General features: G+C 59.9%; 11 protein-coding genes. 2 read left to right on the forward strand and 9 right to left on the reverse strand.

Going from position 1 to position 12608, the window contains the following annotated elements; genetic code table 11:
* Positions 1-235: 235 nt before the first annotated feature.
* The 9 genes from LC354_RS09925 to LC354_RS09965 form a co-directional block, all read right to left on the reverse strand.
* On the reverse strand, positions 236-1168 hold the full coding sequence (locus tag LC354_RS09925; protein ID WP_223423400.1) for a 2-hydroxyacid dehydrogenase: 933 nt from the start codon (positions 1166-1168) through the stop codon (positions 236-238).
* Positions 1165-1575: a VOC family protein gene (locus LC354_RS09930; RefSeq protein WP_223423402.1), complete on the reverse strand. Its 411-nt coding sequence runs from the start codon at positions 1573-1575 to the stop codon at positions 1165-1167. Before LC354_RS09930 ends, LC354_RS09925 begins: the two co-directional genes overlap by 4 nt.
* Before the next feature lie 75 nt (positions 1576-1650).
* Complete coding sequence (gene rodA, locus LC354_RS09935) at positions 1651-2790, reverse strand: rod shape-determining protein RodA (protein ID WP_223423403.1); 1140 nt, start codon at positions 2788-2790, stop codon at positions 1651-1653.
* Positions 2787-4730 (reverse strand): penicillin-binding protein 2, encoded by a 1944-nt coding sequence (gene mrdA / locus LC354_RS09940; RefSeq protein ID WP_223423405.1) that lies wholly within the window; start codon positions 4728-4730, stop codon positions 2787-2789. Before mrdA ends, rodA begins: the two co-directional genes overlap by 4 nt.
* Positions 4727-5266, reverse strand: a complete 540-nt coding sequence (locus tag LC354_RS09945) for a rod shape-determining protein MreD (protein ID WP_223423407.1) — start codon at positions 5264-5266, stop codon at positions 4727-4729. Before LC354_RS09945 ends, mrdA begins: the two co-directional genes overlap by 4 nt.
* Positions 5263-6153: a rod shape-determining protein MreC gene (gene mreC / locus LC354_RS09950; RefSeq protein WP_223423409.1), complete on the reverse strand. Its 891-nt coding sequence runs from the start codon at positions 6151-6153 to the stop codon at positions 5263-5265. Before mreC ends, LC354_RS09945 begins: the two co-directional genes overlap by 4 nt.
* An 88-nt stretch (positions 6154-6241) precedes the next feature.
* Complete coding sequence (locus tag LC354_RS09955) at positions 6242-7288, reverse strand: rod shape-determining protein (protein ID WP_223423410.1); 1047 nt, start codon at positions 7286-7288, stop codon at positions 6242-6244.
* Between the two features lie 264 nt (positions 7289-7552).
* Positions 7553-8389, reverse strand: coding sequence for an amino acid ABC transporter substrate-binding protein (locus tag LC354_RS09960; RefSeq protein WP_223423412.1), 837 nt, complete (start codon positions 8387-8389; stop codon positions 7553-7555).
* Between the two features lie 125 nt (positions 8390-8514).
* Positions 8515-10071 (reverse strand): 2-isopropylmalate synthase, encoded by a 1557-nt coding sequence (locus LC354_RS09965; RefSeq protein WP_223423414.1) that lies wholly within the window; start codon positions 10069-10071, stop codon positions 8515-8517.
* Positions 10072-10355: 284 nt separating this feature from the next.
* On the opposite strand from LC354_RS09965, the gene LC354_RS09970 reads away from it, so the two are divergent.
* Positions 10356-11018 carry an SDR family NAD(P)-dependent oxidoreductase gene (locus LC354_RS09970; protein WP_223423487.1) on the forward strand — a complete coding sequence of 221 codons (663 nt, stop codon included), beginning with the start codon at positions 10356-10358 and terminating at the stop codon, positions 11016-11018.
* Positions 11015-12541, forward strand: coding sequence for a cryptochrome/photolyase family protein (locus LC354_RS09975; RefSeq protein ID WP_223423416.1), 1527 nt, complete (start codon positions 11015-11017; stop codon positions 12539-12541). The genes LC354_RS09970 and LC354_RS09975 overlap by 4 nt, the downstream gene beginning before the upstream one ends.
* Positions 12542-12608 lie beyond the last annotated feature (67 nt).

Here is a 12608-nt window from a genome sequence, read left to right on the forward strand (position 1 = left end):
GCCACATACGTGCAAATCCGTTCCCGAAGGTCCAAAGAATATGGTTTGCCCATGATCCACCTCCCAACGGAAGTGAATCAGACAAAAAGCTTCCTGTGAATCCCTTTCGATTCAGATCAAACACAAAACGCTTTAGGCGGGGGATGCCTGTGTTTGGGCGCGGCGGATGCAGAATGGCGGCGGTGTCGACTTGTGTCCGGACCGTGGTCGTGCCTGTGGCGCGTTGGCCGAGTTTTTAATACCCGGCCGCTTTGTCTACCTGATGGACAAACGCCTCGCCCGCCTCGCCCCGCCTGATGTTTTCCGCCACCGTCGCACAGGAATAGGCCGCGCGTGTTTCTGATGCCACATGTGGCGTGACCGTGACATTGGGCTGGGTCCAGAAGGGGTGATCCCTTGGCAGCGGCTCGACCCGGAACGTGTCCAGCGTCGCATGACCGATCTGGCCAGTTTCCAGCGCAGCCAGCAGGGCGTCATCATCGATCAACGGTCCGCGTCCGGGGTTCAGGATGCGCGCACCCTTCGGCATCAAAGCGAGGGTTTCGGCGTTCAACGTGTTTTCCGTTTGCGCGGTCTTGGGCAACAAGAGCACACAGTAATCTGCCCGCTTCAACGCTTCTTCGAGCCCTTCCGGTCCGGACAGGCACGTGATGCCGTCGATATCCTTGGCGCTGCGGCTCCAACCCGTCACGTCGAATCCAAGCGTACTCAGCGCCTGTGCACAGGCGGTGCCCAATTCGCCCAAACCCAGAATGGTAACGCGCGTGTCAAAGGCCAGCGGCGGAGCAGTTGGCTCCCATGTGCCCGGTGCCGCGCCGATATGCGCATCCATGCCAAGATGCAGACGCAGGATGTGGCCCGTGACCCATTCGACCATCCCTTGGGTCAGAGCCGGATCAACCATCCGGCACAGCGGGATGTGCAGCGTCGGGTTTCCGACGATGGCCTCAACCCCGGCCCATAGATTCAACACTGCCTTGGCACGGGTGTAAGGCGTGAAATCTTGCAATTCGGAGTTTGGGGCGTAGACGATGTAATCGACATCGCCAGGCGGAATGTCGGTGCCGACATGTGCGGTCACACCGATCTCTGCAAGCGCCGCGCGCAAGGGGGCCTCGTATTCGGACCATCTGTTTTCCGTGGCGGCAAAAAGGACATTCACGTTCATGTCGCGAACGCCGTATCGAGGCTGGCCAGTCCCTTGATTTCGACCGGGTTGCCGGAGGGGTCGGTGAAGAACATCGTGCTCTGCTCCCCCGGTTCCCCCTCAAATCGCACCTGTGGGGCGAGGACGAAATCGACGCCCTCAGCCGTCAGATGATCCGCCAGCGCGCGCCATTCAGCCATCGGCAGCACAGCACCAAAATGTGGCATCGGCACCTTGTGCGCGCCAACCAGCCCGGTGGGCGCGCTGGCAAAAGGGTCTCCCAGATGGCATGAGAGTTGATGCCCGAAAAAGTCGAAATCGACCCATGTGTCCGTGCTCCGCCCTTCGGTACAGCCCAGAAGACCGGAATAGAAGGCACGCGTGCTGTCCAGATCGCTGACGTTGAAGGCGAGGTGAAAGATTGACATGAGAGAACTCCGTTCGGTGGTGCCTACGTCTAGCGCGACCTGTCGCCGAAGGGAATTCTGATTTACAGCTGACGGCTACCGCGGGCGGTGCACATGCGCGCTTTGTGCCAGCCCAAAGGCCAGCATCAGAACCAGCATGGCCGATCCGCCATAGCTGACCAGTGGCAGGGGCACGCCGACAACCGGTGCCAATCCCATGACCATCGACATGTTGACGGCAAAGAACAAAAAGAAATTGAGCGCGATCCCAAGGGTCAGCAGCGACGAGAACCGGTCTTTGTTGGCGAGCGCGGAAACGACGCAAAACACGATGATCAGCGTATAAAGCGTCAACAGCGAAAACGCCCCTACAAAGCCAAATTCTTCGGCCAATGTGGTAAAGATGAAATCGGTGTGCTTTTCCGGCAAAAAGTTCAGACGTGATTGCGTGCCTTGCATGAATCCCCGCCCGGTCCAGCCACCCGAGCCCAGTGCGATCTTGGATTGGGTGATGTGATAGCCTGCCCCCAGCGGGTCTGAGGAGGGATCAAGGAAGGTATCGATCCGGCGGTACTGGTAGTCTTCCAGCAGTTGCCAACTGGTGCCGCGTGATTGAAACACAGCTGTCAGCAGGCCAAATCCTGCGGCAATGACCGCCGCAAAATATGCCCAGTGCACGCCCGCCAGGAACATAAGCCCGCCCCCGGCCGCCAGCAACAGGATCGATGTGCCCAGATCAGGCTGGCGCAGCACCAACGCTACGGGCAACAGGATCAGCAGCACGGGCAGGATCACCCAAAAAAGACGCGATTTGCGCGCAGGCGGCAACCAGTCGTAATAGGCGGCCAGCATCAGAACCAGCGTGACTTTCATCAACTCGGAGGGTTGCAGGCGCATGAATCCCAGATCGATCCAGCGTTGTGCGCCCATGCCGACGGAGCCAAAGAACTCGACCGCAACGAGCAGCATCAAAGACACCGCATAAGCAAAGCCCGCGACGCTGCGCCAGAACCAGATCGGTACCATTGCCACCATCAGCATCAGCACAAAGCCCAGGGCAAAGCGTTTTATCTGTGGTTCGGCCCATGGTGTGAACGACCCGCCGGCAACGGAATAGAGCATCAGGAACCCGATCCCCGCCGTCGCCGTCAACAGCAGAGCCAGCGGCCAGTTCAGGTAGAGCAGCTTGCGCGGCCCTACCGGAACATATTTGACCGTGTACTCAAGATAACTCATGCCTGATTTTTGCCCGACACATTAGCGACGGGGCGGACGCTGCGCAGCGCGCGTTGTTGTTCGGTTATGCGGTCACGATCTTTGGTCGGATAGGCTTCGATCGGGGGTTCTCCGCCGGAAAGTGCCTGAAGCGTGATGTCGCGGGCAATCGGGGCGGCAGCCGTGGAGCCGCCACCGCCATGCTCGACCACCACGGATACCGCGTATTTGGGATTGTCATAGGGCGCGAAGTTCACAAAAAGCGCGTGGTCGCGCCGTTCCCATGGCAGATCCTGGTTGCGGGTCACTCCGCGGGCGCGTTCGGCTGCGGAGATGTTGCGCACCTGGCTGGTGCCGGTCTTGCCGGCCATGCGCATGGCGTCATCGATGATCCGGCTGCCATAGGCCGTACCGCGCCGGTCGTTGACCACATCAAACATGGCCCGTCGCATCTTGCGCAGGTTGTTCTCGTTCATACCGAGGCTTACGGCCTCCGGCGCAGGCTGTTCGATGCCGTCGATATTCTTGATCAGGCGCGGCGACACCGCATTGCCAGAAGCCAACCGGGCCGCCATCACGCACAGTTGCAGGGGTGAGGCCAGCATGTAGCCTTGCCCGATGGAGGCGTTCACGGTGTCTCCGATCACCCAGTCTTGCCCGTGGGTCCGGACTTTCCAGTCCTTTGTCGGGGTCAGGCCCTGCACCACCGCAGACATTGGCACGTCGTGGCGTTCCCCCAGACCAAAGCGGTTCGCCATGGCCGAGATTTTTTCGATCCCGACCTTGAGCGCCAGATCGTAGTAATAGACGTCGCAGGACTGTTTGAGCGAGTTTTGCAGATCGACCCAGCCATGGCCCGCTCGTTTCCAGCAATGAAACTTGCGCCCGGCAACCTCAAGGTGCCCCGGGCAATAGACCGTATCATCCGGGCCAATCAACCCTTCCTCCAAAGCGGCCATGGCCGTGATCATCTTGAAGGTCGAGCCGGGCGGATACGCGCCTTGCACCGATTTGGATGCCAGTGGGCGATACTTGTTGTCGGTCAAGGCGTTGTAATCACGCGATGAAATTCCGCGCACAAACAGGTTGGGATCGAAAGTCGGAGCCGAGGCAATCGCGACCAGATCGCCCGAGCGGACATCCATGATGATGGCGCTGGCGCTTTCATCGGCAATGCGCGCCTGAACATAGCTTTGCAGATCCGCGTCCACGGTCAATTGCAAGTCGGAGCCCGGCGTGCCCTCGCGACGGTCAAGCTCGCGCATGACGCGGCCCGTGGCGTTCACCTCGACGCGTTTGGCACCGCCTTTGCCCCGCAAAGCGGTCTCCGCCTTGGCTTCGACCCCGACCTTGCCGATCTGAAAGCGCGGGATCCGCAGCAATTGATCGGGATCCTCCAGCTTGTCGAGGTCATAGTCGCTGACGGGCCCGACATAGCCCAGGACGTGGGCAAAATCCGATCCACGCGGGTAAACGCGGCTGAGGCCCACCTCCGGCGTGACACCGGGCAGGGCAGGCGCGTTGACCGACACGCGGCTGAGGTCTTGCCATGTCACCTCGTCGGCAACGGTTACGGGCAGGAACGGAGCGGAGCGTTTCATCTCGGCGCGTGCCCGCTCTGTTTCGTCGGGGTCAAGGGTCACGACCGCGGCCAGCCGTTCCATCACGTCGTCCAGGTCGCCCGCATCCTCACGGACCATGACGATCCGGTAACTGGGCACGTTGCGCGCAAGCGGAATGCCGTTTCGGTCGAATACTTCGCCGCGGGCCGGCGGGATGATCCGGATATTGATCCGGTTTTCTTCGGCCAACATGCGAAACTGATCCGCCTGATCGACTTGCAGGAACTGCATCCGCGCCCCCAAAGCGCCGATAAACAACAGCTGAGCGCCACCCAGCAGCGCCGCCCGCCGGGTGATCTGACGATGGTTGGCTTCGGTATCGATGCGGGGCCGTTTCATGAGCGTGCTCCCTTGCCGCCAATGTCATTTGGGGTTGCCTTGCGTACACCCATAAAAGCATGTGTGATCCCCATCACAAGGGGATAGGCCGCAACGGTCACCGCGATCTGGATCAGGGCGGGGCCGATGGGTGGCATGTCGACCATCAAAATGGCCAGAACTATGCGATAGGCCAGACCAATTCCGACGATCCAGGCCGTCACGGAAGCAAGCTCTGTCGCGAGGCTGGCGTCCCGCAGGCTCCGCGATTGCAATTTGATCCGTTCGCAGGCGATCAGGGCCAGCACGGCCCAAAGGCCGGGGGGCCGCTGCAGCAACAGATCGGTCAGCAGGAACATGCCAGCGAGCAAGACCGCAGGCACATATTGCGGGCGACGGACCGACCAGGCAAGCGCGAAGGTCAGGATCAGATCAGGCCAGATCAGGCCACCCGTCGCCGTTTGCAATGGCAACAGGTGAAAGAATAGGATCGTCAGAACCAGAAGCACAAATGCGGCTCGTTTCATCCAGAGGCGGGAAGGGGTCAGCTCACTCATTCCGTGACCTCTTCGGAGAGCAGGGCGGAGGGCGTTGGCCCCAACACTTGGGTGGTATCGGAGACAGGTTCGGTGCCGTAGTGGCGCAATACGCGCAGGAATTCGAGCCGTTCGTAGTCGGCGGACAACCGGACTCGCAATCTCCCGCCCGGATCGGCGGCGACCTGCCCGATCAACAGCCCGGCTGGAAAGACACCGCCGTCCCCGCTGCTGATGACACGGTCACCGGGGCGCACCAGATCAGGGCTTTCCAGAAAGTCGATGGGCGGGGCCGCAGAGTTGTCCCCCGCTACAATCGCCGTTTGTCCGGAGGGCTGGATCACGGCCGGAATGCGGCTTGAGGCATCTGTCGCCAGAATGACCCGCGCGGTGTTTTGCGCAACACCTGAAATCCGGCCCACAAGGCCGATGCCGTCCATCGTGGCCCATCCTTCGACGATACCGTCCCGCGCACCCACGTTCAGCAACACTGATTGGCGAAAGGGCGAGCCGGAATCAGCCAACACAACACCGGTAATATAGGTCAGGCGGGGATCGAGACGGACATTGTTGAGGTCCAGGAGCCGGGCGTTCTCCTGCTCCAGCTGGAGCGCGGCTTCTTTCCACGCCTGCATCTGGCGCAACTCGCGGCGCAACTCTGCGTTTTGTTCTGCAATACGGATGTAACTCTGAAAATCCCGGAGCAGATTTACGGTTCCGGTGACCGGGGCCATCGCCCAATCCATGTTGGGGACAATCTGGTCCGTGACCTGTGCGCGAAACCGTTCGACCCGGGGACTGTCGATGCGCCACAGCAAGAAGACCCCAACAAGGCCCAAGACCAGCACAGCAAGAACCAGCCGCCGAAGCGGGCCTCCATAGTCCACGGCATTGCGGTCCTTGGCCAAGGCGATCTCACCTTACTTTGGGTCGCGTGGGGCGGATGGTCCGACATTTGGCCCCGCGGGGCAAGTCTTGCACCCCATACGCGGCGACTTAACTCTCGTAATCGATAGCGTGGCGCAATTGTTTCTCAAATTCCAAGGCCTTGCCGGTTCCCAGAGCCACGCAGCTCAACGGCGCGTCGGCAATGGACACAGCCAGACCCGTCTGCTCGCGCAGCGCCAGATCCAGATCGCCCAGCAGCGCACCGCCGCCGGTCAGCATGACGCCCCGGTCCACGATATCCGCTGCCAGATCGGGCGGCGTGGTTTCAAGCGCCGTCATCACCGCTTCGCAGATTTGTTGGACGGGTTCGGCCAGCGCTTCGGCAATCTGGGCCTGTGTCACTTCGATTTCCTTGGGCACGCCGTTCAACAGGTCGCGGCCACGGATCTGCATCGATGTACCGCGCCCGTCATCGGGCATACGGGCGGTCCCGATCGAGGTTTTGATCCGCTCGGCCGTCGTTTCGCCGACCAGCAGATTTTGCTGACGGCGCAAATAGCTGATGATCGCCTCGTCCATCCGGTCGCCACCGACACGGACAGAGCGTGCGTAAACGATGTCACCGAGCGACAAAACCGCGACTTCGGTGGTGCCGCCACCGATATCCACGACCATGTTGCCGGTGGGGTCCGTGATGGGCATGCCCGCCCCGATGGCCGCCGCAATCGGTTCGGCAATCAGGCCTGCACGGCGCGCGCCTGCGCTCAGCACGGACTGGCGGATCGCACGTTTTTCAACGGGAGTCGCACCATGGGGTACGCATACGATGATCTTGGGCTTGGAAAAGGTCGAGCGTTTGTGGACCTTGCGAATGAAATGCTTGATCATTTCTTCGGCGGTGTCGAAATCGGCGATCACACCTTCGCGCATCGGGCGGATCGCTTCGATGCTGCCTGGTGTCCGGCCCAGCATCAGCTTGGCGTCTTCGCCTACAGCCAGTACTTTCTTGACGCCATCCTTGATGTGGTACGCCACAACCGACGGTTCAGACAGCACGACGCCCTTGCCTTTGACGTAGATGAGTGTGTTGGCGGTTCCCAGATCAATCGCCATATCTGAAGAGAACAACCCTCCAAGATTTCCAAATATCGACATGGCTCAAAACCCCGAAAGCATTATTGGCACCCCGACTCGGAGCGCATTTAGCCGTTGCCTTATAAGGTCGGCTTGGCGTGGGTTAAAGGCCGTAATCAGGACAGTGTTGGCGCAAACGCGCCGATCAAAACCGAAAGCCGAAGGCTTTGACCTGACCGTTCCAGAATTTCCAGGTCAACTGTGCGGACATCCCAGAACAAATGGCCCGAACATTTCTGTCCGGGCCATGATTGTGAGGTTTGCAGTGTTACAGCTTTGAGACGCTCAGGGCAGTGTGGGCGACAGAAGAAACATCGCTTCGATCGCAAAACCCGGTCGCGCGCCTGGAATTGTGTTTTTGTATACTTCTTCAAAATCGCCCTGCTCAAACAGGACCGAAAGCCCCGCATCGACCGCCAGACGGAAATCCGTATCGCCGCGCTGCATCGCAAACCCTTGTTTTTCGACAGTGAGAATCTGGTCAAAGACCTTGAAGTCCGCGGCATCCTCTCGGGCCAGAACCAGGTTCATCAGGATCGACTGGTCCGCGAAATATGCGGTTATCTCATCGGCTTCCAAGGCTGCCATACCCTCGGTATGATCTGCGAATTCGACAACTTCGGCGTCGATGTTTGCAGCTGCAAGGGAGTTGTTGAGCGCATCAAGCGTCGTGGTGCCGCTGCGCACGCCGACCTTTTGGCCGGCCAGTGCTTCGAAGCTTTCCGGCGCGTCGACCTTGAGAGCGATCGTCGTGCCATCGACATAGGTAATCGCCGAGAAGTCGACGAGTTCGCGACGCGACAGCGTAATCGTGGCAGCACCGCAGAGCAAGTCAATCTCACCGCTTGCAACCTTTTCAAAGCGGTTTTCCGTCGTTACGGGTTCAAACACCATGTCCATCGATTCCAGACCGGCTGCCGTCGCGATGCTCGGCGCCAGACGGACGCAGATTTCCGGGGAATAGCCTTGCGGGCCATTGTCTGAGAGGAACGACAGCGGAGCGGCATCGGTGCGAAAGCCCACAACGAACTCGCCGCTCTCTTTAATCCTGTCGAGGGTTTGACTGAATGCGAGTGTCGGCAAGAGCAACGTCGCCGCAAGGGCAGCAGATAATATGCGCATGGATTTGTCCTGTTATATGTGTCTGGGAATTACTTAACGAAGATTTTTCGGGAAATCAAAAAAGATGCGACGCACAGGCGCCACATCTTTTGAGGTGTTTGGCTGGGTTTTGCCTGCTTTGGCGATCAGCTTACGTCCTTGTAGCTGATTTCGCGCCTGTCCGTGCCGGACTTGCCGCGCCGCACGATCAAGCGGTTCAGCGCATGCACATAGGCCTTGGCCGAAGCGACAACCGTATCGGTGTCGGCTGATTGGCCGGTGACGATCAGACCGTTTTCTTCCATGCGCACGGAAACCGTCGCCTGTGCATCCGTCCCTTCTGTCACCGCGTGCACCTGATACAGTTGCAAGCGCGCCTCGTGGGGGAAAAGTGCCTTGACGGCATTGAACGTCGCATCGACCGGACCGTCTCCGGTTTGGGTCGTCATCTGACGGTCGCCATCGATGACCATGACCAGATCGGCAACCTGTGGGCCTTCGGTTCCGCAGCGTACGGCGAGCTTTTCGATTTTCAACCGTTCGTCTTCGGGGTCGGCGGTGGTGCGCATCAAGGCGATCAGGTCATCGTCATAGATTTCCTTCTTGCGATCGGCGAGCGCCTTGAAGCGGACAAACACGTCCTTGAGTTGGTTGTCTCCCAACTCAAAGCCGAGATCTTCGAGCTTGGAGCGCAAGGCCGCACGACCCGAATGTTTGCCCATCACGATGTTGGTTTCGGACAGGCCCACATCTGCGGGGCGCATGATCTCGAAGGTTTCCGCGTTCTTGAGCATACCGTCCTGGTGGATGCCGGATTCGTGCGCAAAGGCGTTCTTGCCCACGATGGCCTTGTTGAACTGCACCGGAAAGCCACTGACGGCGGCCACGCGGCGTGAAATGTTCATGATCTTGGTGCTGTCGATGCCGGTTTGGTACGGCATAATATCGTTGCGCACCTTGAGGGCCATCACCACCTCTTCGAGGGCTGTGTTGCCCGCGCGTTCGCCAAGGCCGTTGATCGTGCACTCGATCTGACGCGCGCCTGCCTCAACAGCCGCGAGGCTGTTGGCGGTCGCCATGCCAAGGTCGTTGTGACAGTGCGTGGCAAAGACCACCTCATCCGCACCCGGCACGTTTTCGAGCAGCTTACGGATCAGTTCCGCACTTTCGCGTGGGGCCGTATAGCCGACCGTATCGGGGATATTGATCGTTGTGGCACCGCATTTGATCGCGATCTCGACGACACGGTAGAGATAGTCGAGCTCCGTTCGTGTCGCGTCCATCGGTGACCACTGGACGTTGTCACACAGGTTGCGCGCATGGGTCACCGTCTGTTCGATCCGTTCGGCCATCTCGTCCATGGTCAGGTTCGGAATAGCGCGGTGCAAGGGCGAGGTGCCGATGAATGTGTGGATACGTGGTTGTCTGGCGTGTTTCACCGCATCCCAGCAGCGGTCGATATCGCCCAACTGCGCACGGGCAAGGCCGCAAATCACGGAGTTTTCCGCATTCTTGGCAATCTCGGAAACGGCGTTGAAGTCGCCGTCGGAGGCGATGGGAAAGCCCGCTTCGATGATGTCGACGCCCATTTCATCGAGCAGCCCTGCAATTTCGAGCTTTTCTGCATGGGTCATGGTCGCACCAGGCGATTGTTCGCCGTCGCGGAGTGTTGTGTCGAAGATTACGACGCGATCTTGTGTCATGTGAGTTCTCTTTTTTGATCTGTTCCTGAAGCCAATGGCGCGCGGGCTATCCTCTGAGCGGGCGCGCCAACGGGCTGCGCTCAGAGGCGAATTAGGAGCAGTAGGCCACGCAGAGCGACGCCGGAAAGGCGCAGGCTTGGGATATGCGTGGCATGTGTCATGCGCCCATTTATATCCGCTGCTTTTCAAATGGAAAGAGTGGATTTCAACCCAGTGGCGCTTTGCACATCAAAAAAGACCGGTAACTGTGGAAGGGCGCATTTGGGGAGCTAGGTCCCATGCCTATGGAAAGAGTATTGATTTTAGGCGCATCGGGCGGCATCGGCGGGGCACTGGCATCGGGCTTTGCAGAGCGTGGTGCGGAAGTGGATCGCCTGTCACGATCCGGCGACGGTCTGGATGTAACGGATGCTGCGTCCGTCGCAGACCATTTGGCGGGGCGCGCGCCCTATGACCGCATTGTGGTGGCCACCGGGGCGTTGGAAATATCCGGCGCGACGCCGGAGAAAACCATCAAAGGGCTGGACCCGCGCGCGATGCTGGATCAGTTTGCACTGAACGCCGTGGGCCCCGCGCTGGTGCTGAGCCACGCGCATGAGTTGTTGCCGCGCGACCGCCCTTGCGTTTTCGCGGTCTTGTCGGCGCGCGTCGGCTCCATCGGGGATAACAGGATGGGCGGCTGGATCAGCTATCGCAGCGCGAAGGCCGCGGTGAACCAGATCGTGCGGACCGCATCGGTCGAATTGGCCCGCACGCATCGGGAAGCGGTGGTTGTGGCCCTGCATCCGGGCACGGTTGCCACGGCCTTCACCGAAAAATACGTGGGTCGCCATCCATCCGTACCGGCCGCCGAAGCGGCGCAGAACCTGATCGATGTCATGGACGGGCTTGGCCCGGCGCAAACCGGAGGCTTCTTCGATTATTCCGGTGCCGAGGTGTCCTGGTGAGCCGTCTGATCCTGGTGCTGGGTGACCAGTTGAGCGTGCAGAGTGCCGCGCTGAGGGCCGCGGACAAGGACCGTGACGTGGTGGTGATGGCCGAAGTGATGGAAGAGGGGACCTACGTCGCGCACCATCCCAAAAAGATCGCTCTCATCCTGTCGGCCATGCGCAAGTTTGCGGCCCGCTTGCGCGAAGCGGGCTGGACTGTGGCCTATTCCGAGTTGGACGACACCGAAAACACGCAGTCGATCCCGGGGGAATTGATCCGCCGGGCCGATCAATACGGCGCAAGCGTGGTGGTTGCCACGCGCCCGGGCGAGTGGCGTCTGATCGCGACGCTGGAAGACTGCCCGCTGACTGTCACGATGCTGGAGGATGACCGCTTTGTCGCCAGCCACGCAGATTTCGAAGGCTGGGCTGAGGGGCGCAAGGCTCTGCGGATGGAATATTTCTATCGTGAGATGCGCCGCAAGACCGGACTGATGATGGACGGCGATGAACCGGCGGGCGGCCAGTGGAATTATGACCACGACAACCGGAAACCCGCGCCGAAAGAAATTGAGTATAGCGGGCCGATGCAGTTCACGCCGGATGCCATCGTCGAAGATGTTCTGGCCCTTGTGGAGCGACGTTTTGACGATCACTTCGGCGATCTGCACCCGTTCTGGTTTGCCACGGATCAAGAGCAGGCCCGGCGATCTCTTACGCATTTCGTCAAATATGGACTGGCAAAATTTGGCGATTATCAGGACGCGATGCTGGCCGAAAACCAGTTCCTGTATCATGCACTGGTCGCGCCCTATCTCAACATCGGCCTGCTGGACCCGCTTGAAGTCTGCCAAGCGGTCGAAGCGGCGTGGAAAGCAGGAGATGTCCCGATCAATGCGGCCGAAGGATTCATCCGGCAGGTGATCGGATGGCGCGAATATGTGCGCGGTATCTATTTTCTGGAAGGGCCCGATTATGCCCGCCGCAACGGGTTGAACCACCGGCGCACCCTCCCGAACATGTTCTGGGGCGCGGAGACGCGGATGCGTTGCGTTCAAAAGGCCGTCGCGCAGACAAAGACCGAAAGCTACGCCCATCACATTCAGCGCCTCATGGTCACGGGAAACTTTGCGCTGCTCGCCGGGATCGATCCGGGCGAGGTTTCCGATTGGTATCTGGCGGTCTATGCCGACGCGTTCGAGTGGGTCGAGGCCCCGAATGTCGTGGGCATGTCGCAGTTTGCGGACGGGGGTGTAATCGCCTCGAAACCCTATGTGTCGTCCGGGGCCTATATCAACAGAATGTCGAATTACTGCAAAGGCTGTGCCTACAAGGTCAGCGTCAAGACGGGCGAGGGGGCCTGTCCGTTCAACCTGCTCTACTGGCATTTTCTGGATCGCAACAGAGAGCGTTTTGGAAATAACCCGCGCATGGGCAACATGTATCGGACGTGGGATCGGATGGATGCGGAAAAGCGGACAACGGTGTTGCAGGACGCGGACGCCTTTTTGACCAGGATGGAGGCGGGCGACGTCGTTTAACCAAGCCACCGCCCGCGATTTGACGTAACCGCATGCCGCACTAAAACCATTGAGACCTGAATGGCCT

This window comes from Tateyamaria pelophila (assembly GCF_019966495.1).
GTDB classification, from domain to species: Bacteria; Pseudomonadota; Alphaproteobacteria; order Rhodobacterales; family Rhodobacteraceae; genus Tateyamaria; species Tateyamaria pelophila.